Source organism: Actinosynnema sp. CA-299493 (assembly GCF_050946825.1).
Classification (GTDB): Bacteria; Actinomycetota; Actinomycetes; order Mycobacteriales; family Pseudonocardiaceae; genus Actinosynnema.
In genome coordinates this window covers 333,799-356,010 of sequence record NZ_CP191993.1, presented here as the reverse complement: position 1 = coordinate 356,010, position 22,212 = coordinate 333,799, and the positions used below count along the sequence as shown (strand labels likewise).

Genomic DNA, 22,212 nt, shown 5'->3' with positions numbered 1-22,212 from the left:
AGACGAGCGAGGACCGCGCAGTGGAGTTCGACGTCACGATCGAGATCCCCAAGGGGGTCCGCAACAAGTACGAGATGGACCACAAGACGGGGCGCATCCGGCTGGACCGGACCCTGTTCACGGCCACTCAGTACCCGGCGGACTACGGGTTCGTCGACAACACGCTCGGTGAAGACGGCGACCCGCTCGACGCGCTCGTGATCGTGCAGGAGCCGACGTTCCCGGGCTGCCTGATCAAGTCGCGCGCGATCGGCATGTTCCGGATGACCGACGAGAAGGGCGGCGACGACAAGCTGCTCTGCGTCCCGGCGGACGACCCGCGCTCCGAGCACCTGCGCGACATCCACCACCTCAACGAGTTCTACCGGCTGGAGATCCAGCACTTCTTCGAGGTCTACAAGGACCTGGAGCCGGGCAAGAGCGTCGAGGGCGCGACGTGGGTCGGCCGCACCGAGGCCGAGGCGGAGATCGTCCGCTCGTACCAGCGGCTGAAGGACGCCGTGGCGCGCGGCGAGGACCACTGAGCCGACGCACGCGAGAGGCCCGCTCCCTTCTCGGGGAGCGGGCCTCTTCCGCTTCTCCGGCTTCCGCCGGTCCGTGCGCCTGACGCGTCAGTGCAGCGCGATCGGCGCGGGCTTCTCGCCCTCCGCGTTCTCGTCCCGCACCCGCTCCAGGCCGGACCGGTTGGACAGCGGCACCTCGCGCAGGAACCAGATCACCACGAAGCCGATCGCCGTCACCAGGCCGCCGACCAGGAACACCAGGTCGATCGACGAGGAGAAGCCGTCCAGGAACGGCCGCGCCAGCACCGGGTCGAGCTTGGTCAGGAACTCGGTGTTGTCCAGGTCGAAGCCCGAGCCGCCGCCCTGCAGGCCGGCCGCGAACTCGCGGTTCTCCGGCCGGGCCAGCGCCGCCTGGAAGTCGGGCGTGCCGGCCGCCGTGCGCAGCGCGTCGCCGATCTTGTCGCCGACCGTGCTGAACAGGATCGACAGGAACACCGCGGTGCCGACCGTGCCGCCGATCTGGCGGAAGAACGTGGCCGACGAGGTCGCCACGCCCATGTCGCGCGGCTCGGCGTCGTTCTGGATGGCCACCAGCAGGGTCTGCATGCACAGGCCCAGACCGGCGCCCAGGAAGAACATCAGCGCCAGCGGCTGGTAGATCGACGTGTCCGTGCCGACCGTGCTGAAGACGAACAGCGCGGCCGTCATCAACCCGAACCCGATGACCGGGAACACCTTGTAGCGGCCGGTCTTGGCGGTGATGTTGCCGCTCGTGCCCGCCGCCAGCATGATGCCGAACGTCAGCGGCAGCATCATCAGGCCGGACTCGGTGGCCGAGTAGCCCTTCACGATCTGCAGGTACAGCGGCAGCGAGACCATGCCGCCGAACATCCCGACGCCGAGCAGGAAGTTGACCACGTTGCCGAGGGCGAACGTCTGCCGCTTGAACAGCCGCAGCGGCAGCAGCGCCTCGTCGCCCATCCGCTTCTCGGTGAGCACGAACCCGACCAGGCCGAGCACGCCGACGACGTACATGGCGATCGAGGTGCCCGACGCCCAACCCCAGCCGCGACCCTGCTCGGCCACGATCAGCAGCGGCACCAGGCCGGTGGTCAGCAGGCCCGCGCCGACGAAGTCGATCCGGTGGTTCACCCGCTGGTGCGGGATGTTGAGCACCTTGGCCACCACGACGAGCGCGACCAGCGCGATCGGCACGTTGATCAGGAACACCCAGCGCCAGCCGGCCGTCCCCAGGAACGACTCCATGCCCGCGAACAGACCGCCGACCACGGGGCCCGCCACGCTGGAGATGCCGAACACGGCCATGAAGTAGCCCGTGTAACGGCTGCGCTCACGCGGCGAGGTGATGTCCGCCAGGATCGCCATGGCCAGCGACATCAGACCGCCGGCGCCGAGGCCCTGCACCGCGCGGAACGCGGCCAGCTCGTACATCGAGTTCGCGATGCCGGACAGCAGCGAGCCCGCGAGGAACAGCGAGATCGCGGTCAGGTACATCGGCTTGCGGCCGTAGATGTCGGACAGCTTGCCGTACAGCGGCGTGGAGACCGTCGCGGTGATCAGGTACGCGGTGGTCGCCCACGCTTGGAGCGTCTGGCCGTGCAGCTCGTCCGCGATGGTCTTCATGGCCGTGGCCACGATCATCTGGTCGAGCGCGGCCAGGAACAGCCCGAGCAGCAGGCCCGACAGGATCGTCAGGATCTGCCGGTGGGTGAGCAGGGCGGCGCCGGGTGGCGGCGCGTCCGCTCGGGTTGTCGTTTCCGACATCACTTCTCCCCTTCTGAGCGCGGCCCCAGTCCGCTCTCAGCGATGAAATCCGGTAGCGCCTTCTCGTAGTCCCCCACGAAGCGCTCGAAGTACTCGATGAACTGGGCCCACTGCTGTGGGGGCCAGTCCGCGAACAGGCGGGCCAGCGCGACGTTGCGCTGCGCGCGGCGTTCGGCGAGCAGCCGCGCGCCCGCCTCGGTCACCGCCAGCACGCTCGCCCGGCCGTCCTCCGGGTCGGCCCGGCGTTCCACCAGGCCGTCCTTGACCAGCGTCGCCACCTGGCGGCTGACCGTGGACGGGTCGGAGAACACCGCCTCGGCCAGTGCGCCGGCCCGGGACGGGCCCATCTGGTTGAGGTTGGCCAGCAGGACGAAGGACGCCTTGTCCAGGCCCGCCTTGCTCATGTGCGACGCGACGCAGGCGTGCATCTTGTTCATCCGTACCAACGCCATGCCCAGCCGGTCGGCCATCACGAGCCCATCGGCCCGCACTTCGTCACCTACCGGGGTCGTCATCGCACACTCCGTTTGCTTGCATCAACCAACTAGTTGCTAGGTACAAGCATGCGCTCGAACGGGTGACATGGCAAATCAATTACCGGTGACACCGGTCTCATGACCCCAGGCGTAGCAGTTGACCCTGAGTAACCGTTCAGACATGCCAAGTGACGTGGGTAACACCCGGTCGTCGCGTTGACGATGAGGCGTGCATGGCAGGTAAACCCGCAGGCCCGACGGATCCGGGCCCGTTAGCTTCCTGGCGCGCGCTCCCCCGCGAGCGCCGCTTCCTCATCACCGTCGGTGTCGTGCTGCTGCTCTTGTTCATCATCGGCATCGCGAACTCGGGAGCCGAGGACGGCAGCCCGCGAGCGCTCACCGCACCGGGGACCACGACGACGACCACCACCACCGTCACGTCGTCGAGGACGACGACCACGACGCCCCCGCCCGTGAAGGTCGCGGAAGTGGTCGACGGGCGCACGATCACCCTGTCCGGCGGCGGGCGCGTGCTGCTGGCCGGGCTCGCGCAGCCCGGCGAGTGCTGGTCCGCGGCCGCGGTGGACTTCCTGAAGGCCGCGGTGGCGGGCAAGGACCTGCGCGTGGTCGGAGCGACCGTGCTGCTGCCCGACGGCGCCGACCTGGCCGTGCACGCGGTGAGCCGGGGCATGGCCCGCGCCGGGCAGGCCGCCTCCGCCGCCCTCACCTCGGCCCAGGACGCGGCGAAGGCCGCCGGTCTCGGTCTGTGGGGCGCGCCCTGCGCCGGCGCGGACACCGTCGCGCCGCCACCACCGCCACCGCCGCCTCCCGCGCCGACGTACGACCCGCCCCCACCCCCGCCCGCCCCCGCGCCCCAGCCGGAACAGCCGGCGAGCGCGTACTACGCCAACTGCGACGCCGCCCGCGCCGCGGGCGCCGCGCCGCTCTACTCCGGTCAGCCCGGCTACCGGGCAGCCCTGGACCGCGACAAGGACGGCGTGGCCTGCGAGTAGGTTCGAGCGCCGTGAAGGTGGACCGGCTGGAGATCGAGTACGACCCCCGGACCGTGGTGGACGCGGCCCGGTCGGCCCGGGCGCGGGGCTGCGACGGCTTCTGGCTGGCGGAGACCAGGCACGACCCGTTCCTGGCGCTGGGTCGGGTGGCCGGGCTGGTGGACGGGGTCGAGCTGGGCACGGCGATCGCGGTGGCGTTCGCGCGCAACCCGATGAGCACCGCGGTGCAGGCCAACGACCTGCAACTGCTGTCGGGCGGCCGGTTCCACCTCGGCCTCGGCTCGCAGGTGGAACCGCACGTCACCAAGCGGTTCGGCATGCCGTGGTCACGGCCCGCCGCGCGGATGCGCGAGTTCGTGCTGGCGTTGCGCGCCATCTGGCACACCTGGGCCACCGGCGAGCGGCTGAGGTTCCGCGGCGAGTTCTACACCCACACGCTGATGACGCCGTTCTTCGACCCCGGCCCCAACCCGCACGGCCCGCCGAAGGTGTGGCTCGCGGGCGTCGGCGAGCTGATGACCGAGGTCGCGGGCGAGGTGGCGGACGGCTTCCTGTGCCACTCCTTCACCACCGAGCGGTACCTGCGGGAGGTGACGCTGCCCGCGTTGGCGCGCGGCCGGGCGAAGGCCGGGAAGCCGTCGGCGGGACTGGAGATCAGCGGGCCGTCGCTGGTGGCGTGCGACGAGGAAGGGGTGGCGGAGGTCCGGCGGCAGATCGCGTTCTACGGCTCGACGCCCGCCTACCGCAAGGTGTTGGACCTGCACGGCTGGGGCGACCTGCACGAGGAGCTGCACCGGCTGTCCCGGCGGCGGCGGTGGGACGAGATGGCCGCCGCCGTCACCGACGAGGTCCTGCACGCCTTCGCCGTCGTGGGCACGCCCGCGACCGCGAAGGCCGAGCTGATCCGCCGCTACGGCGACGTGATCACCCGGATCGCGGCCCCGGTCGTCAGGACCGGATGAGGTGCCGTCCGCTCGGTTCGTCCCGGATCACCCAGTGCCGGAACAACTCGGCCCGGACCCGCGCCGCGGTCCGCCCGCGGACCCAGCGCCGACGCCCGACGCGTGCCGCGAGCACGGCCAGCGGCAGGGCCAGCACCGTCAGCACGACCATCGTGACCATCGCCATCACCTCCACCGTGGCAACGACACGGTGACGCACCCCTGACGCCAATGGTGAAAAGGTCACCCCGATGGAGCAACGTCGTCGACCCCGGCGGTAGCCGGCAGTGGTGTGGCGCACGCGCCGGACATGACGAAGGCCCCGGGTGGACGCCCGGGGCCTTCGTATCTCGCGAGCCGCCTATCGGAATCGAACCGATGACCTGCTCATTACGAGTGAGCCGCTCTGGCCGACTGAGCTAAGGCGGCGAGACGCGACAACTATAGCCGACCTCCCCACCGTCACCGAACCGGGGGTTGGTCGTTAGAGCGACAAGTGACGCCGCTCACGTGGGCGTCGCGCGATGGCCGCCGCCGTACTGGAGGTCCGACCACATGCGCCTGATGGCCCTGCCCGCCGCCGCCGTGCTGGTCGCGCTCTGCGCCGCTCCCGCCCTCGCCCAGCCGGTGACGACGCCGGTGCCCGGTCCGCGCGACCCCGACCAGCCGCCGGTGTCCGCCGGACCGGCTCCCCGGGCGCACGCGATCGGCGACGCGGGCACCGGTCTGGCCGTGGTCAGGCTCGCGCCCGGCTCGACGCCGACGACCACGATCCTGCCGGGCCTCGGCGAGCGGCTGCCCGAGCAGTCGGCGGCCGAGATCGGGGTCGGGCTCGCCTCCGCCCAGGCCAACACCGAGGCGTTCCTGTCCTACGAGCGGTCGGTCGCGCAGGCGTCGCCGCTCGGCTTCGCGGTGGGTGGCCGGGCGCCGCAGACGCCGGGCACGCTGGTGCAGACCGCCTCGCCGGACAACGCCGCGCCCGTCACCGGCGGCCTCACCCCACCCGCCACCCCGCTGGACGCCTTGATCGAGGTCGGCCTGCTCACCGGCAGCGCGCACGCCCGCTGGCACGACGAGCTGGGCCCGTGCGTGCGGCCCCTCGCCGACGCCAAGACCTCCGTCGCGTCCCTGAGCGTCCTCAACGCGATCCCCACCCTGCCCGGCACGCCCGACCTCACCGACCTGCTCAGCGGGGACGCGACGAAGCTCGACACCGCCGCCAGGCAGGCCCTGGTCGACGGCGTCAAGCAGCTCGCCGCGCCGCTCAGCCGACTCGGCGGCCTGCTCTCCGGCACGCCAGGCACCGGCGCGAACGGCTCGCTGCTCAGCCTCCCCGACACGCTCAGCGCGCACTCCACCGTGGAGCTGGTCGACCTGCCCGGCAGCCCGAACAAGGCCGTGCGGTCGACGTCCACGCTCCAGGCCGCGAGCGTGCGCCTCCTGGCCGGCACCCCGGCGGAGATCCGCGTCGACGTGGTCGGCCAACCGACGCTGGTCGCGCTGTCCACCGGCGACCGGGCCACGTCCGGGATTACCTACACCGCGCCCGTGCTGCGGGTCAGCCAGGGCGGCGTGGAGCTGGCCACGCTCGACGCGGCCAACCCCGTGCTGGACGTCCCGATCGGGCTGAGCCCCGGCCGGGAGCTGCCGCTGGTCGGCGCGGTGGCCGAGGGCCTGCCCAAGCTCGACATCGGCGTGCTGCGGTTGCAGATCGCCCAGCTCAACCAGAAGGACGTGGCGCTCGACGGCCCGCTCCAGCAGGGCGGTCCCACCATCGAGGGCTTCATGCTCGGGGCCACCGCGCGCCTGCTCGACCTCCAGCTGCTGCCGACCGACGCCCTCGGTCTGCCGAACCTGCCGTCGGCGCTGGCACAGGTGTCCCTGGGTGAGCAGGTCGTGCGCGCGGCGGCCCCGAACGGCGGCGTGGTCTGCGCTCCGGCGCAGGAGCCCCCGGGTGGCGGCGGGCAGGCCGCGCCGCCGAAGAAGGGCGAACCGCTCGCCTACACGAACGCGGCGTACCGCACGGTCCCGATCTTCTGGACGGGCACCGCGCTGCTGCTGGTCGGCGTCGTCCTGGTGGCGGCCCTGCCGACCCGCCGTCCCCGTCCGGTGGCGCGCGCCGGCTCGTCCGCCCCGTAGCGCCTCACCCCATGTCCGCGAGCACCGGCTGGGGCCTGCTGACCGGGATCAGCAGCCGCCGGTCGCGGTCGGCCTCGTACCGCAGGCGCTCGGCGGCCAGGAAGCACCGGTTCAGGCCGGTGCGCACGTCGAGCGCGTTGACACCGGTCTTGATGACGTAGAACAGGCCGATGTTCACCAGCGCCACGGCCGCCGCGTACACGTAGGTGTCGTTGAGCACGCCCTGGACGATCAGGATGGCGAACGTCCACACCGTGAGCGCGTAGAACGTGATCGTCGGGCCCCACTGCCGGAAGCCGTCGAGGCCGGTGATCTTCTGGTGCTCGGGCGGCACCGTGCTCAGCCCGTGCCGCCGGGCCAGCGCGAGCTGCTCGGTCGCGAACCGGGCGCAGAGGATGTTGGAGAACAGCACGCCCGTGTAGCCGATCGCGGTCCCGATCGGCCACCAGCGGACGTCGACCAGGTTCACGGCCAGGATGAGCCACGAGCCCCAGATGGACATGATCCGCAGCGACAGCTCGGTGCCGAACCGCAGCGCGGCCCCCGGCGCGCCCGGCGAGTCGGCGACCCGGGTCGTCAGCCCGCCCAGGATGTTCTGGTAGTAGCGGACCGACGCGAGCGCGAAGCTCACGCCGATGATCCGCGCGGGCAGGTTCTCCCACACCCGACCCAGCTCGTACCCCGGCCGGCGCAGGTCGTCGACCAGCGGGATGACGTCGGGCTGGGCGCCGAGCACCCGCAGCGCGAGCTGGTCGGCCGGCCCGAGCACGTCGATGCCGATGTCGCGGAGGAACCAGTAGACGCACACCGTCGTGCTGAGCGCGAAGCTGATCGACGACAGCACGGAGAACGTCAGCAGCCACCGCGCGTGCATCGACCGGCGCGGGTCCGCCAGCACGCCCTGCGCCTTGCGGAGCCGGTGGATCCGCCGCCTCTTCTTCGGTTCGCGCGACGGCGGGACCAGCGACGACAGCATCGCCACCACCGACTGCCGGTCGTCCGGGATCGCGTGGGGGCGCCGCAGGGGGTCCTCGACCAGTGCCGCCTGGGTGACGTCGAGCTCCTGCTCCAGCACCTGCCGGAGGACCCGGTAGACGTCGGGGTCGGCCGCGGCGATCGGGAAGACCAGCAGCCGGCGTTCCGGCCGCACGTCGATCAGGTCCTCGACGAAGCGCGCGAGCAGCGGCGCCTGGCCGTAGAAGCGGTCCGGGATGGTGCCGTCCCGGTTCTCGCCGACGTCGCCGAGCGCGATCAGGATCCGGCCGAGCGAGTACACGTCGGCCTTGGTGACGTCGTCCGCGTTCTCGCGCACCTCCGGCGCGACGAAGGCGCCCTGCCCGGTCTCCAGGCCGCCGACCGCGCCGCTGTAGAGGTAGTTCCGGCCGAAGTCGACGAACGTGACGTCGTACTCGCCACCGCCCGTGCCGGGCGCGCGTCGGCGCACGATGATGTTCGTGGGCGACAGGTCCTCGTGCCGCTTGTCCCGCGAGTGCAGCTCGGCCAGCGCGGTCACCAGCGGCAGGCCGATCTTGCGGATCACGTCGAGGCGGACGTTGCCCGCGGGCGAGCGGACCTGGGTGCGCCGCCGGCTCAGCGCCACGGTGGCGGAGTCGTCCTTGACCCGCTGGATCTCCTCCGCCAGCGTGTTGCCCTCGGCGAAGTCCATCAGGATCCAGTGCGACGTGCTCGCCCAGACCCGCACCATGTGCTCGACCGGCCTGCCGTCGACGTCGAGCGCGTTGTGGTCGCGCGCGTACGTCCGGGTCTTCTCCGCGATCACCGGGATCTTCGAGTACGGGAACAGCACGCACTTGAGGGCGAACCGGATGCGCCGGCCCGCCGACTCGTCCGGCAGGCCGCGCAGGATGAACGAGGTCGAGCCGTGCCGGTGGAACTCGAGCTCCGCGTGCCGGATCCGCTGCCACTCCCGCACGGCCCGCTCGTCCGACCGGTCACCGGCGTCGGGCGCGTAGAGGTTGAGCAGCACGGCGCGCACGGAGGCGTCGCGCACCAGCAGCCGGCACAACGCGTCGCACCCGTGCCCCACGGGCCGGCCACCGACGCCGTTGCCCGCCGGCGTCGAGTCCTCCATCGTGATCAGCGTCATCAGCAGCACCGAGAGGTAGCCGTGCGTCTCGGCGTCACGCCGGGAGTGCCCGCCCACCCGGCTGGTCTTGAAGTCCCGGCACCAGCGGGTCAGCACCTCGACCGCGCGCGGGCGCTGCACGCCCACGTCGAGCTGGAAGGACAGCTTGTCGGGCGGGATGGCGGCCAGCAGCCGCCGCCAGTCCTCCACCGCCGGGCACAGTTCGCGGATGTGGCGCAGCAGCGAGGTGTCCGGCTCCTTCGCGTCGAAGGCCGTGATGTCGCCGAAGACCTGCCTCAGGGTCTCCACGTCGGGCCGGCGAGCCGGTGGCGTCCCGCTCACAACGTCGGCTCCTCGACCGCCGGGCTCGGGATCGAACCCGGGCCGACGCCGGGGGTGGGGGGCACGACCGTCAGCCTCGGCACCACCTCCGCGTCGACGCCCTCCAGCGCCAGGTGGGTCATCCGGTAGGCCGAGCGCGCGCCGTCCAGCAGCTTGCCCCGGTCGACCTCGTGCCGCTTCACCTCGGGCGTGCCGGGCAGCGGCGCGAGGTCGAGCACCGCGGGCGACGGGTCCGGGGACCGCCGGCTCCGGGCCAGGTAGGGCCGGTCCTCGGTCACGTACTCCACCGTCGAGTCCAGGAACCCGGAGCCGAGGCCCGGCCGCATCCTCTCCAGGTGGCGCGCGACCAGGCGGTTGATCACCGACACCCCGGTCCTCGGCGGCGCGATCGGCCTGGTGCTGAACGACAGCACGTGCGTGCACCCGTCCTCGACCGCGGCCCGGAACGGGTGGAAGCGCAGCACGCCGCCGTCGATGGCGCGGTTGCCCCGGAACGTCGTGGTGCCCTTGATCGCCAACGGCAACCAGGTGCTCGCCCGCAACGCCTCCCGCACGTCCTCCGGCGAGGAGAAGTCGCTGACGTCGAGCGTCCGCAGCGCGTCGACGTCGGTGACCATCACGTGCAACCGCTGGGCGGCCGAGATGATTGCCGCGTAGTCCAGCGGCTTGCGCCGGACCAGCACTTCCTCGAACACGTACGCGAGATTCATCGGCCCTTCGCGCCGCAGCACCCGGCGGAAGTCGAGGAACGCCGGATCGGTCAGGTCGTCGAAATAGATGGACAGCGGGAACCAGGTGCGCCTGTTGATGAAATACGCGCCGTTCACCGCGCCGGACGAACACGCGTAGACGTCGTCGAACGCGTCGGCGAACCCGAGGTCCTCCACCGCCGTGAGCATCGCGCCGGAGACGACCCCACGCAGACCGCCGCCCTCGATGGCGAGCCCCACCTTGAGGCCGTCCTCCCTCGCACCGGGCTTGCTGCCCGAGGCACGGCGGGCCCGCAGCACCTCCAGGACGGGGTGCGTGGGCGACCACGGCAGCCCGGCGCCCGAATGCGTCGCCGACGCGATCGTGCGCGCGCCGGGCAGCGGCGGCCGATGACGGCGTTGACCGTTGTTCCAGGACATGAGGCGACGACCTCTCGGAGAGCGCGGCTACGCGATCAACGCTAGTAGCGTGCCGCCGACTCCGGTCCGAGTCGACCCTTCATCACCCGAACGTATGATTCCAACGATTCGACGTCCGAAACGGAAACGTCGAATTCCCGCAATTCTGCGGATCTCGCACCGTCTTGTCGGGACGAATTCCACTTCGTCGGGACGAGCCGGTCAGCCCCGTTGCAGGGTGGTGAGCATGGCCTCGATGGCGATCCGCGGCTTCACGTTCAGCTCCAGCGCGGTCCGGCAGCTCAGCACGGCCTCCAGCCGGCGCAACGTCGACTCCGGCGTCCACTCCGCCGCCGCCGCGCGCGCGTCCTCGGCCCGGTCCGGGTGGTTGAGCACGGCCGGCGCGCCCGTCGAGGTCACCAGCACGTCCCGGTAGAACGCGGCCAGGTCGACCAGCGCCTGGTCCAGCGAGTCGCGCTGGGTCCGGGTGGCCCGCGACTTCTGCCGCTTCTCCAGGTCCTTCAACGCGCCCTTGGCCCCGCGCGACGCGGCGGCCGTGCCCTTGCCCGTGCCGCCACCGCCCATGGCGGTCTCCAGCGCCTCGCGCTCGGCCACGTCCCGGCCCTCGTTCGCGGTCTGCGCGTCACCCTCGGCGGCCGAGACGAGCTGGTCGGCGCAGGTGAAGACGTCCGCGGGCCGCCGCAACGCGGTCGGGATCCGCAGCACCGCCTCGCGCCGGGACCGCGACTCCTCGTCCGTGGCCAACCGCCGCGCCCGGCCCACGTGCCCGCCGCACACCGAGGCCGCCCACGACGCCACCTCCGGCGCCACGCCCTCGTGCTCCAACGCCGACGCGATCGCCGCGACGCGCGGGGTGGCCAGCGAGACGATCCGGCACCGCGACCGGATGGTCACCGACACGTCCTCGGGGTGGTCCGACGGCGCGCACAGCAGGAACACGGTCCGGGCCGGGGGCTCCTCCACCGCCTTGAGCAGCGCGTTCGCCGCGCCCTCGGTGAGCCGGTCGGCGTCGGCGATGATCACCACCTGCCACCGCCCGGACGTCGGCCGCCGGGCCGACACCTGCACCAGCGACCGCATCTCGGCCACCGAGATCGACAGGCCCTCGGGCGCGACCACCCGCACGTCGGCGTGCGTGCCGGCCAAGGTCGTGTGGCACCCGGCGCACGCGCCGCAGCCCGGCCGGTCGTCCGTGGCGCCGCACTGCAACGCGGCGGCGAACGCCCGTGCCGCGACCGAGCGCCCCGAGCCGGGCGGCCCGGTGAACAACCACGCGTGCGTCATCGCGCCCGGGGCCGGCGTGCCGCCCGCCACGATCGACGCCGCCGCCTCCGCCGCCGCCGACAGCACCGCGACCGCCTCCGGCTGGCCGACGACGTCGCCCCACACACCACGGTTCACGGGGCGACCGTACCGACCCGTCAGGGCGTCTCCGCCACCGGCTTGACCGGCATCCTGGTCCGCCGCGCCAGCAGCGGCAGCACGGCGGTCCGCACCCGCGCGGCCACCTCGTCCTCGGTGCCGTCGGCGTCGACCACGACGTACCGCTCCGGGTCGGCCGAGGCCATGTCGGTCAGCAGCTTCTGCACCCGCCAGTGGTGCTCGACGGTGTCCAGCGTGCCGCCGGAGGCCCGCACCTGCGACGGCGTCCGGTCCAGCAGCACGGTCATGTCCGGCCGCAGCCGGCCGGTGGCCCAGTCGACCAGGCCCTCCACCTCGCGCGGCTCCACGCTGCCCGCCGCGCTGAAGTGCGCCAGCGGGCTGTCGACGTACCGCTCCATGACGACCAGCGCGCCGTTGTCCAGCGCGGGCCGCACCTCGCGTTCCACCACGTCGGCCCGCACGGCGGCGGCCACCAGGGCGTGCGCCCGCACCCCGGCCAGGTCGGCGGTGGACAGCAGGTTGCGCAACCGCTGCTCGTCCAGGTCCGGGTCGGAGGCCAGCACGACCTCGCGGCCGGTCTCGCGCAACGCCTCGGCCAGCCTCCTGGCCTGCACGGACGTGTCCTGCCGGGTGTCGCCCTCGACCGCGATCAGCACGCCGCCGGTCCGCCGCGCCCGCCCGCGCAGCGCCGCGAGCAGGTCGGACAGGAACGGCTCGGAGCGCCGGTTGTCCATCTGCCGGTAGGCGATCAGCCCGAGCAGGGCGGCGATCACGCCCGCGCCGAACAGCACCGGCCGCGTCCCGTCCACCACCATCGGGTGACCGAAGACCGTGACCGTGCGCTTCTGCACCAGCGTGACCAGCAGCGGAGCGGCGGCCGACGCGGCGAACAGCACGACCTTGAGCAACGACTGGAGCAGCGCCACGGTCCGGCCGCGCATCGCGTCCTCGACCTGCGAGCCGACGATGGTCAGGCCGGTGAGGAACGCCATGCCCGCCGACGCGCCGACGCACGCCACCGCGATCAGCGCCACCCACAGGTGCGGCGCGAACGCCACGAACAGCAGGCTCACGCCCGCGACCAGGATCGTCACGCCGAACAGCCGGTCGTAGGGCAGCCGGCGGGCCATCCGCGGCGCGGTCGCCATGCCCAGCGCCAGGCCGGCGAACACGGCCACGAACAGCAGGCCGAACGCGGAGTCGCCGCCCAGCAGCGACAGCGAGTAGGGGGTGGCCGTGCCGATCACCGCGCCGGCCGCGGCGAACGCGCCGATCATGCCGATGACCAGGCCGCGGACCAGCGGCGTGCGGGCCGCGTACTTCATGCCGTCGCGCAGCATGGCGAAGAAGCCGGGCGCCTCGCCGTTCTCGCGGGTCCGCTTGATCGCGGCGATCCGGCCGGACAGCTCCGGGATGCGGGTCGCGACGATGATGGCCGAGGTCACGTACAGCGCGCCGTTGACCATGACCGCGATGGTCGCGATGCGGAACTCCAGGTCGCTGTTCTGCAGGCCGAGGTAACCGGGGATGCCGGAGATGATCGAGTACAGGCCCGCGCCGGAGATGACCGAGATGCCGTAGGTCATCACCAGGCCGAGCTGGTTGGCCGTCTCCACCTGGTCCGGCCGCCGCAGCAGGTTCGGCACCGCCGAGTCCTTGGCCGGGATCCACAGCATCGCGCAGCAGCCGACCAGGAAGTTCGCGATGAACAGCCACCACGCCGTGCCGACCAGCGCGATGGAGATGAACAAGCCGCCGCGCAGCAGGTCGCAGACCACCATGATCTTGCGGCGGTCGAACCGGTCCGCGAGCACGCCGCCGAGCGGCGCGAACAGGATGCCGGGCAGCAGCTGGGTCAGCACGACCAGGCTGAGCGAGAAGCTCTGCCACTGGTAGCTGTCCATCATCTTGGTGACCAGGCCCGTCAAGGCCAACAGTGACAACCAGTCACCAACACTGCACAGATAGGTGACACCCCAGAGCCTGCGGAACGGCCGGATCGCCAACACGCTGCGAATCCGGTGGCTGGTCGAGGCCGCTGTGCCGCCGTCTTGGATGGTGCTCACCCCCGCCGATGGTGCAGGCGGTAAGGGTAGCCGGACCGGTTCACCCGTCTGACCACATCCGCCGTTCGGGTGACCTGGGCGAGATCATCGCATCAGGTCGACCACCGCCTCGATGATCTCACGCACGACGTTGAAGAGCAGCCCCCCGAGCGCGGCCAGCACGACCAGGCAGCCGATCAGCCCGCCCTTGCCCTTCTTCGGCCCCGGCTCGACGACCCCGTGCCCCGGCGTGAGCCGGTCCGGCCAAGTCTGCGGCGCGGACGCCGCCTTGGGCTGCTGACGTGCCAGTTCGGCGTGCGGCACGTGTGCCGCGGGCTCGCCCGTCACCTGTCGGGCCGGAGCGCGCACGGGCTTGCGGGCCGGCTCGCGCCGGGCCGGCGGGACGTACGCCGGTCCGGGCCGCGGCACGGGCGCAGGCGTCGGCGGCACGATCGGCGGCACGGCCTTCGTCACGTAGCGCTCGCCCGTGACCAGGCCGGCGAGCGCGTCCGGGAACAGCGGAGGGGGCGGTGGCGGCTGCGTCCCGTCGTGCGCGAATCGGCCCGCGCCGGGCCTGCCCGCGCCGGACCGACCCTTGGCTAAGCCGTCCACCGCCCCGCCTCCCCTAGCTCTTCGTCTTCGCCGGAGCCTTCTTCCGCACGGGCGCCTTCTTGGCCGCCGGGGCCTTCTTCTTCGCCGTCGGCCCCTTGGCCCGCTTCTCGGCCAGCAGCTCGGCCGCCCGCTCGTCGGACAGGCCCTCGACGCTGTCGGTCTTGCGCAGCGACGCGTTGACCTCGCCGTCGGTCACGTACGGGCCGAACCGGCCCTCCTTGACCACCATCGGCTTGCCGGAGACCGGGTCGTCGCCCAGCTCCTTCAACGGCGGCGCGGCGGCGGCCCGGCCCCGCTTCTTCGGCTCGGCGTAGATCTTGAGCGCCTCGTCGAGGGTGACCGAGAACAGCTGGTCCTCGCCGGTCAGCGACCGCGAGTCGGTGCCCTTCTTCAGGTAGGGCCCGTACCGGCCGTTCTGCGCGGTGATCTCCGCGCCGGTCTCCGGGTCCTTGCCGACCACGCGCGGCAGCGAGAGCAGCTTCAGCGCGTCGTCCAGCGTGACCGTGTCCAGCGACATCGACTTGAACAGTGAGCCGGTGCGCGGCTTCGGCGCCTTCTTCGCGCCCTCCGGCGCCTCGGGCAGCACCTCGGTCACGTACGGGCCGAACCGGCCCTCCTTGGCCACGATCTCGTGCCCGGTGACCGGGTCGTTGCCCAACGAGCGGCCTTCCTGCGGCGTGGCGAACAGCTTGTCCGCGACCTCGCGGTTCAGCTCGTCCGGCGGCAGGTCGTCGGGCAGGTTCGCCCGCTGCGCGCTGGTCGTGCCGTCCTCGCCCTCGACCTCGCGCTCCAGGTACGGCCCGTAGCGGCCGACCCGGACGAAGACCGTGCGGCCGTCCACGTCGGGGAACAGCGGGATCGAGTTGACCTCGCGGGCGTCGATCGCCTCGACGCTGGAGCCGACCAGCTTCTTCAACCCGCCGGAGCGGCCGACCGACGACTCGGGGCCGACGTTGCCGCCGAAGTAGAACCCGGACAGCCACGTGGTCCGCTCCTGGCGGCCGGCGGCGATGCCGTCGAGCTCGTCCTCCAGCGCGGCGGTGAAGTCGTAGTCGACCAGCCGGCCGAAGTGCTGCTCCAGCAGCCCGACCACGGCGAACGCCACCCACGACGGGACCAGGGCGGAGCCCTTCTTCCACACGTAGCCGCGGTCCTGGACGGTGCTGATGATCGAGGCGTAGGTGGACGGGCGGCCGATGCCCAGCTCCTCCATCGTCTTGATCAGGCTCGGCTCGGTGAAGCGCGGCGGCGGCGACGTCGAGTGGCCGTCCGGGGACAGCTCGGCCGCCAGCACCGACTGGTCCTTGACCAGCTGCGGTAGCCGCGACTCGACGTCGTCGGACTCGCCGCCCGCCTCGGAGTCGACCGTCTCCACGTAGGCCTTGAGGAAGCCCGCGAAGGTGATCGTGCGGCCGGACGAGGCGAACGTGACCTCCTCGCCGCCGGTCGTCCTGCCCGTGATGCGGACGCTGGTGGTGTTGCCGCGCGCGTCGGACATCTGGGAGGCGATCGTGCGCTGCCAGATCAGCTCGTAGAGCTTGAACTCGTCGGACTCCAGCTCACGGGCCACCTGGCCGGGGGTGCGGAACACCTCGCCGGCCGGGCGGATGGCCTCGTGCGCCTCCTGCGCGTTCTTGACCTTGCGGGTGTACTGGCGGGGCTCCTTGGACACGAACTGCGAGCCGTACAGCTCGGTGGCCTGCGCCCTCGCCGCCACGATGGCCGTCTCCGACAGCGTCGTGCTGTCGGTGCGCATGTAGGTGATGTAGCCGTTCTCGTACAGCTTCTGCGCGGTGCGCATGGCGCGGTCCGCGGAGAACCGCAGCTTGCGGCCCGCCTCCTGCTGCAACGTGGAGGTCATGAACGGCGCGTACGGCTTGCGCGAGTACGGCTTCTCCTCGACCGAGGAGACCGTCATGGCGGCGTTGACCAGGCCTTCCGCGATGGCCGTTGCCTGCGCCTCGTCCAGCACCCGGACGTCGGTGGGCGTGCCCTTGGGTCCCGCCTTGAGCCTGCCGTCGGGCCCGAAGTCGCGGCCCGCGGCCAGGCGCGTGCCGTCGACCGCGATCAGCCGCGCGCCGAACGTGCGCGGCGAGGCGTCCGCCCCGGCGTCCATGGTCGCCGAGACGTCCCAGTACGAGGCGGTCACGAACTTCATCCGCTCGCGCTCGCGCTCGACCACGATCCGGGTCGCCACGGACTGCACCCGGCCCGCCGAGAGCTTCGGCATGACCTTCTTCCAGAGCACCGGGCTGACCTCGTAGCCGTAGAGGCGGTCGAGGATGCGGCGGGTCTCCTGGGCGTCGACCAGGTCCTGGTCCAGGTCGCGGGGGTTCGCGGCGGCGGCGAGGATCGCGGGCTCGGTGATCTCGTGGAACACCATCCGCCGAACCGGGACCTTCGGCTTCAGCGTGTCGAGCAGGTGCCAGGCGATGGCCTCGCCCTCGCGGTCGCCGTCTGTCGCGAGGTAGAGCTCGTCGACGTCCTTGAGCAGCTCTTTCAGCTCGGCGACGGTCGCCTTCTTGTCCGGCGTGACGACGTACAGCGGCTCGAAGCCGTGGTCCACGTCGACCCCGAGCCGGGCCCACGGCATGCCCTTGTACTTCGCGGGCACGTCGGCCGCGCCGCGGGGCAGGTCCCGGATGTGCCCCTTGGATGACTCCACGACGAAGTCGCTGCCGAGGTAGGACGCGATCTTCCGCGCCTTCGTGGGCGACTCGACGATCACCAACCGCCGGTTGCCGCTCGCTGATCCCCCGTTTGTCTTCCTCGCCCGTGTCGATCCAGCCACGCCGTCCCGCTCTCTTCGAACACTGTGTCCCGACCCGCCAGTGTGCACTGTCCTTTGTCGCCGCTGGGCAGCCCTGGTCGGGACAGGGTGACACAACTGTGCCGGATCCTCCGCCAGGAGGACGCGCTACGCGGCCGGCCAGGTGCGTTCCGCGACGCCCCTCGGCGCGCGTCCGACCAGCTCGGCGAGCCGTTCCAGCCGCCGTCTGCCGACGACGCGCAACGCGGGTCCCCCGGTCTTGCCGATCAAGAGTGTCGAGGGCAGGCCCGATGTGGCCAATGCTTTTCGCAACGCTTCGTGCGTGTCGGGCGCCTCGGGGTCGAGGCCGAGGAGGTACCCGGAACCGGACTCGACCCACCGGCCGGACGCGAGCGCCCACAGCCGCAGGGCCGCGCCGTCGAGCGTGAAGTCGGGTGGGACGACCTTGCGGTCGCCGTCGAACCACTGCGCCGCCAACCCGGCCAGGTCGGTGCGGAACGCCGTCGTGACCTGCCACGACTCGGTGACCACCGGCTCGGCCGGCTTGTCCTCGGCGGTTTCCGGCTCGGGCTCGTCCGTCTCCGGCTCGTCGGTCTCCGGCTTCGGGCCGGGGTCGGGGTGCGGCTCGGGGCCGGGTTGCGGCTCGGGTTGCGGCTCGGAGTCGGTTCGGGGCTCGGGCTCGACTTCGGGTTCGGCGGCGGCCGGTCCGCGCCGGCCCGACCCGATCACCACCGGGGCGAACCCGTCCGGCTCGTCGTCCACCGGCTCGTCGGGAGGTTCGTCCAGCTCGTCCGGGAGTCCGTCCAGCTCGTCCAGGGGTTCACCCGGGCCGTCCGGGGGTTCCTCCACCGGCTCGTCAGGCGGTTCGCCCGCCGGCTCGTCGTCGGCGAGTCCGGCCGGGGCGGGTTCGTCCGCGACGACCTCGATCCGCTCGACGCGGGCCTGCACGCCCCGCTCGGCCAGCGCCGCCCCCACCGCGGCGGCCCGGTCCCGGGTGTCGAGGGCCACCGACACCCGGGCCGCACGTCCACGGGCGAAGCCCAGCGCCCGGCCGGGCCCGCACAGCAGGCCCGCCAGGTCACCGACGCAAGGCTGTCTCGCCTCGGCCGAGTAGAAGGACAATTGCCCCACGGACAGGCAGCGTAGAACACACGTTCGACCACGGCCAGTCTCCGAAGGGCTGAACCACCTACCCCAACGGTCCCATCGGTCCCAGCGGTGTCAGCTGCCCAGGCTCTTCAGCGTCTCCGACATCGCGACGCACTCCGGCGCCTCCTTGAACGCCTGGCCGAGCTTCGGGTCGTCCTGGAGCTTCTTGATCTGCTCCTGGAGCTTGGACGGGTCCGCCTGGTCGCCGCCCAGCTGCTCCAGCTTGGTGGCGAACTCGGGGTCGGCCGGGTCCAGCGCCGCCAGCTCGGTGTTGACCTGGGTCAGCGTCTTGCCCGAGTCGGTGAAGAACTTGACCAGCTCGTCGTGCAGCTCCTGGCTCTCGGCCGACGGCGCGCCGAGGTCGTCCAGCTTCTCGCCCGCCGCGGTCAGCGACTTGCCCGCCTTGGAGCTGTAGTCGAGCAGCGCGGTCTTCTGCACGGCCGGGTCCTCCGCGCCGCCCTCGAACATCGTCTTCAGCAGGGTCAGCACGCCCTCGATGGTGGGCGAGATGCCCTCGCAGAACGTCCCGGTCCACTCGATCGGGTCGGCGTCGGCCGCGGTGGTGGTCGTGGTGGTCGCCGTCGAACCTGACGTGGAGGACGCCGGCGAGCCGCCACCACCGCACGCGGAGGTGACCAGGACTGCGGCGAACACGCCGGCGAGCGCGACACGGTGCTTCACAGAATGCCCCCAAATCGGAAAAAGGTGAGGGGGCAACCTACTACGAAGTCGGTGTGACGGGTTCCGACGGCCTCAGCGTCCGCAGGTCCTGGCAGGCAGCCGCCTTCTCGGCCGCCGCCGACAGCTCCGGTGACGCCTCCAGCTGCTTGAGGGGCGCGACGAAGTCGTCCAGCCGCGTGATGGCCTCGCCGGCGGCCTGCAACCCGCCGACCGGGTCGCCCGCGTCCGCCGCCTCGATGGCCGCCTTGGCGTCGGTGAAGTTCTTCGCGATCCCGGTGAACGTGACCGCCATCTGCTCCACCTGCTCGTCACCGCCCGCCACCGGCGACGGTCCCACGGCGCGCAGCTCGGTCGCGGTCCGGGTGAACGCGTCGGCCATCTGGCCCATGTACGCGCCCATGTCGGCCTTCAGCTTCGCCGGGTCGTTCGCGTCGAGCTGCGGCGGTGTCTTCTGCACCGTGGTGAACGAGGACGCCGCCGTGCACACCTTGTCCATGTACGCCACCGCCGCCGCCTCGGCCGGGGACTCGGTGGACGACGGGGGTGTGGTGGAGTCGCCCCCGGACCCGCACCCGGCGACCGCCACGACCAGGGCGGTCGCGGCGACCAGCGGCAGAAGTCTCATCAGGGCGCTCCCCATCGTTGCGTGCGACTGGCGATTCCGGGTGATACCGGACAGTGTGCCCCCATCCGGGCGCGCCCACCCGGCCTACCCGGCTCGACCGGACGTGGAAGGGCGGGGCGCCGCGGACCGCCGGCACCCCGCCCCTGCTCACGACGTCACGCGGAGGTGGTGACCTCCGCCGGGGAGTCCGAGATCGCCGTGCCGCGCCGCTTGGACACGACCACGGCGCCCACGATGACCACGACCGCCACGATCGCGATCGCGTACCGGATGCCGGCCGACTCGCCGGAGCCCACGGAGAACCCGACGATCGCGGGCGCGATCAGCACCGAGACCAGGTTCATCACCTTGATCAGCGGGTTGATGGCCGGACCGGCGGTGTCCTTGAACGGGTCGCCGACGGTGTCGCCGATGACGGTGGCGGCGTGGGCGTCGGAGCCCTTGCCGCCGTGGTTGCCGTCCTCGACCAGCTTCTTCGCGTTGTCCCAGGCGCCACCGGAGTTGGCCAGGAACACCGCCATCAGCGTGCCGGTCGCGATGGCGCCGGCCAGGTAGCCGGCCAGCGGGCCGACGCCGAGGCCGAAGCCGACCGCGATCGGCGCCAGCACCGCGAGCAGGCCGGGGGTGGCCAGCTCGCGCAGCGAGTCCCTGGTGCAGATGTCGACGACCCGGCCGTACTCCGGCTTGACCGTCCCGTCCATGATCCCGGGGTTCTCGCGGAACTGGCGGCGCACCTCGAACACGATCGCGCCCGCCGCGCGGGTCACCGCGTTGACCGCGAGACCGGAGAACATGAACACCACGGCCGCGCCGATGATGAGGCCGACCAGCACGTTCGGGCTGAACACCACGTTGGTGAACGACACCGGCACCTCGCCGATGCCCACCTGCACGTCCCGCAGCGCCTGCTCGATGGCGTCCTTGTAGGAGCCGAACAGCGCGGTCGCCGCCAGCACGGCGGTGGCGATCGCGATGCCCTTGGTGATGGCCTTGGTCGTGTTGCCCACCGCGTCGAGCTCGGTGAGGATCTGCGCGCCCTCGCCGTCCACGTCGCCGGACATCTCCGCGATGCCCTGCGCGTTGTCGGAGACGGGGCCGAAGGTGTCCATGGCCACGATGACGCCGACCGTGGTCAGCAGGCCGCAGCCGGCCAGCGCGACCGCGAACAGCGACACGACCACCGAGCCGGACAGCAGGAACGCGCCGTAGACCGCGCCGCCGATGACCAGCGCGGTGTAGACCGCCGACTCGAAGCCGACCGAGATGCCGGACAGGATGACGGTCGCCGCGCCGGTGAGCGAGGTGCGGCCGACCTCCTTGACCGGCTTGTGCTCGGTGCCGGTGTAGTAGCCGGTCAGCCACAGGATGACGCCCGCCAGCACGATGCCGATGATCACCGCGACGGCCGCGATCAGGGCCGGGTTGCCCGGGGTGCCCGCGATCTCCTCGGACACACCGGCGAGGCCCGCGAACGAGCTCGGCAGGAACAGGAACGCCGCCACCGTGCACAGCACCGCCGAGATGACCGCCGAGATGTAGAACGAGCGGTTGATCGCCGACAAGCCGCTCTCGCCGGTCCGCGCACGGGTGATGTAGACGCCGATGACCGCCGTGAGCACGCCGATCGCGGGCACGATCAGCGGGAACAGCAGGCCCTTCGCGCCGAACGCGGCCGTGCCCAGGATCAGCGACGCGACCAGGGTGACGGCGTAGGACTCGAACAGGTCCGCCGCCATGCCGGCGCAGTCGCCGACGTTGTCGCCCACGTTGTCGGCGATGGTCGCGGCGTTGCGCGGGTCGTCCTCGGGGATGCCCTGCTCGACCTTGCCGACCAGGTCCGCGCCGACGTCGGCGGCCTTGGTGAAGATGCCGCCGCCGACCCGCATGAACATGGCGAGCAGGGCCGCGCCGAAGCCGAAGCCCTCCAGCACCCGGGGCGCCTGGCCGACGTAGACGAACACGACCAGGGCCGCGCCGAACAGGCCGAGGCCGACGGTGAACATGCCGACCACGCCGCCGGTGCGGAACGCGATCCGCATGGCCTTCTCCCGGCCGCCGGCCTCCTTGGCCGCGGCGGCGACGCGCACGTTCGCGCGGGTCGACAGCCACATGCCGAGGTAGCCGATGACGGCGGAGAAGCCGGCGCCGACGAGGAAGAACAGCGACCTGCCGATCCGTTCGCCGATGTCCTCGGCGGGAAGCGCGAACAGCAGCACGAACACGATGACGACGAAGATGCCGAGCGTTCGGAACTGCCGGTTGAGGTAGGCCGCTGCGCCCTCTTGGACCGCCCTGGCGATGTCCTGCATCTTGGAGGTGCCCTGGCCCGCGGCCAGCACCTCCCGGAGCAGCACGTAGCCCACGGCCAGGGCAGCCAGGGCGACCACGGCGACCACGGCCACGAGGCCGCGATCACCTCCGGAGAGCTCTAGGCCCTCCGCGAGGAATTGCCGGGACATCCGTCCTCCTGGTGAGTTTTCCAAGCCCAATGGCAGGGCCACCCCGCTGCTGTGAGGCGGGTCACTCACGCGA

17 protein-coding genes and 1 tRNA gene are annotated in these 22,212 nt (G+C 72.0%); 4 read left to right on the top strand and 14 right to left on the bottom strand.

The window, feature by feature from the left end; all coding sequences use genetic code 11:
* Nucleotides 1–20: 20 nt before the first annotated feature.
* Nucleotides 21–524 (top strand): inorganic diphosphatase, encoded by a 504-nt coding sequence (locus tag ACQPYE_RS01785; RefSeq protein WP_498718771.1) that lies wholly within the window; start codon nt 21–23, stop codon nt 522–524.
* Between the two features lie 87 nt (nt 525–611).
* On the opposite strand, the gene ACQPYE_RS01780 is transcribed toward ACQPYE_RS01785, so the two are convergent.
* Both ACQPYE_RS01780 and ACQPYE_RS01775 read right to left on the bottom strand, forming a co-directional pair.
* Entirely contained in the window at nt 612–2,288 is a 1,677-nt protein-coding gene (locus tag ACQPYE_RS01780) for an MDR family MFS transporter (protein ID WP_498718770.1), read from the bottom strand.
* Entirely contained in the window at nt 2,288–2,803 is a 516-nt protein-coding gene (locus tag ACQPYE_RS01775) for a MarR family winged helix-turn-helix transcriptional regulator (RefSeq protein WP_498718769.1), read from the bottom strand. Before ACQPYE_RS01775 ends, ACQPYE_RS01780 begins: the two co-directional genes overlap by 1 nt.
* Nucleotides 2,804–3,093: 290 nt before the next feature.
* Between ACQPYE_RS01775 and ACQPYE_RS01770 the strand changes: the two genes are divergently transcribed.
* Together ACQPYE_RS01770 and ACQPYE_RS01765 are read left to right on the top strand one after the other, a co-directional pair.
* Nucleotides 3,094–3,777 carry an excalibur calcium-binding domain-containing protein gene (locus ACQPYE_RS01770; RefSeq protein WP_498718768.1) on the top strand — a complete coding sequence of 228 codons (684 nt, stop codon included), beginning with the start codon at nt 3,094–3,096 and terminating at the stop codon, nt 3,775–3,777.
* An 11-nt stretch (nt 3,778–3,788) separates the two neighbouring features.
* Nucleotides 3,789–4,739 carry a TIGR03617 family F420-dependent LLM class oxidoreductase gene (locus ACQPYE_RS01765; RefSeq protein ID WP_498718766.1) on the top strand — a complete coding sequence of 317 codons (951 nt, stop codon included), beginning with the start codon at nt 3,789–3,791 and terminating at the stop codon, nt 4,737–4,739.
* Here ACQPYE_RS01765 and ACQPYE_RS01760 read toward each other — a convergent pair.
* Together ACQPYE_RS01760 and ACQPYE_RS01755 are read right to left on the bottom strand one after the other, a co-directional pair.
* A complete protein-coding gene (locus ACQPYE_RS01760) occupies nt 4,726–4,905 on the bottom strand; it encodes a hypothetical protein (RefSeq protein ID WP_498718765.1) in 180 nt (59 codons plus the stop codon). The genes ACQPYE_RS01765 and ACQPYE_RS01760 overlap by 14 nt on opposite strands.
* A gap of 168 nt (nt 4,906–5,073) precedes the next feature.
* Nucleotides 5,074–5,147, bottom strand: a tRNA-Thr gene (locus ACQPYE_RS01755).
* A gap of 126 nt (nt 5,148–5,273) precedes the next feature.
* Between ACQPYE_RS01755 and ACQPYE_RS01750 the strand changes: the two genes are divergently transcribed.
* Nucleotides 5,274–6,857, top strand: coding sequence for a hypothetical protein (locus ACQPYE_RS01750; protein WP_498718764.1), 1,584 nt, complete (start codon nt 5,274–5,276; stop codon nt 6,855–6,857).
* Between the two features lie 4 nt (nt 6,858–6,861).
* Here ACQPYE_RS01750 and ACQPYE_RS01745 read toward each other — a convergent pair whose 3' ends face one another.
* The 10 genes from ACQPYE_RS01745 to ACQPYE_RS01700 form a co-directional block, all read right to left on the bottom strand.
* The gene (locus tag ACQPYE_RS01745; RefSeq protein WP_498718763.1) at nt 6,862–9,285 is read right to left on the bottom strand and encodes a protein kinase domain-containing protein; all 2,424 of its coding nucleotides are present in this window, start codon (nt 9,283–9,285) and stop codon (nt 6,862–6,864) included.
* The gene (locus ACQPYE_RS01740; RefSeq protein ID WP_498718762.1) at nt 9,282–10,415 is read right to left on the bottom strand and encodes a patatin-like phospholipase family protein; all 1,134 of its coding nucleotides are present in this window, start codon (nt 10,413–10,415) and stop codon (nt 9,282–9,284) included. The genes ACQPYE_RS01745 and ACQPYE_RS01740 overlap by 4 nt, the downstream gene beginning before the upstream one ends.
* Nucleotides 10,416–10,616: 201 nt before the next feature.
* Complete coding sequence (locus ACQPYE_RS01735; RefSeq protein ID WP_498718761.1) at nt 10,617–11,816, bottom strand: DNA polymerase III subunit delta'; 1,200 nt, start codon at nt 11,814–11,816, stop codon at nt 10,617–10,619.
* Between the two features lie 20 nt (nt 11,817–11,836).
* Nucleotides 11,837–13,864, bottom strand: a complete 2,028-nt coding sequence (locus tag ACQPYE_RS01730; protein ID WP_498718760.1) for a bifunctional MFS transporter/dTMP kinase — start codon at nt 13,862–13,864, stop codon at nt 11,837–11,839.
* A gap of 84 nt (nt 13,865–13,948) precedes the next feature.
* Nucleotides 13,949–14,455: a hypothetical protein gene (locus tag ACQPYE_RS01725; protein WP_498718759.1), complete on the bottom strand. Its 507-nt coding sequence runs from the start codon at nt 14,453–14,455 to the stop codon at nt 13,949–13,951.
* 13 nt (nt 14,456–14,468) lie between these two features.
* Nucleotides 14,469–17,246, bottom strand: a complete 2,778-nt coding sequence (topA, locus tag ACQPYE_RS01720; protein ID WP_498718758.1) for a type I DNA topoisomerase — start codon at nt 17,244–17,246, stop codon at nt 14,469–14,471.
* A gap of 126 nt (nt 17,247–17,372) precedes the next feature.
* Complete coding sequence (locus ACQPYE_RS01715) at nt 17,373–18,356, bottom strand: hypothetical protein (protein ID WP_498718757.1); 984 nt, start codon at nt 18,354–18,356, stop codon at nt 17,373–17,375.
* Between the two features lie 90 nt (nt 18,357–18,446).
* Nucleotides 18,447–19,055: a hypothetical protein gene (locus ACQPYE_RS01710; protein WP_498718756.1), complete on the bottom strand. Its 609-nt coding sequence runs from the start codon at nt 19,053–19,055 to the stop codon at nt 18,447–18,449.
* Between the two features lie 40 nt (nt 19,056–19,095).
* Entirely contained in the window at nt 19,096–19,680 is a 585-nt protein-coding gene (locus tag ACQPYE_RS01705) for a hypothetical protein (protein WP_498718755.1), read from the bottom strand.
* A gap of 155 nt (nt 19,681–19,835) precedes the next feature.
* Nucleotides 19,836–22,139: a sodium-translocating pyrophosphatase gene (locus ACQPYE_RS01700; RefSeq protein ID WP_498718754.1), complete on the bottom strand. Its 2,304-nt coding sequence runs from the start codon at nt 22,137–22,139 to the stop codon at nt 19,836–19,838.
* Nucleotides 22,140–22,212: the final 73 nt, after the last annotated feature.

What these genes read in the sequence shown, in the direction of transcription:
- ACQPYE_RS01705 (WP_498718755.1), bottom strand. Translation starts at nt 19,680, where the DNA reads ATGAGACTTCTGCCGCTGGTCGCCGCGACCGCCCTGGTCGTGGCGGTC.
- ACQPYE_RS01700 (WP_498718754.1), bottom strand. Translation starts at nt 22,139, where the DNA reads ATGTCCCGGCAATTCCTCGCGGAGGGCCTAGAGCTCTCCGGAGGTGAT.
- ACQPYE_RS01760 (WP_498718765.1), bottom strand. Translation starts at nt 4,905, where the DNA reads ATGGCGATGGTCACGATGGTCGTGCTGACGGTGCTGGCCCTGCCGCTG.
- ACQPYE_RS01740 (WP_498718762.1), bottom strand. Translation starts at nt 10,415, where the DNA reads ATGTCCTGGAACAACGGTCAACGCCGTCATCGGCCGCCGCTGCCCGGC.
- ACQPYE_RS01775 (WP_498718769.1), bottom strand. Translation starts at nt 2,803, where the DNA reads ATGACGACCCCGGTAGGTGACGAAGTGCGGGCCGATGGGCTCGTGATG.
- ACQPYE_RS01750 (WP_498718764.1), top strand. Translation starts at nt 5,274, where the DNA reads ATGCGCCTGATGGCCCTGCCCGCCGCCGCCGTGCTGGTCGCGCTCTGC.
- ACQPYE_RS01780 (WP_498718770.1), bottom strand. Translation starts at nt 2,288, where the DNA reads ATGTCGGAAACGACAACCCGAGCGGACGCGCCGCCACCCGGCGCCGCC.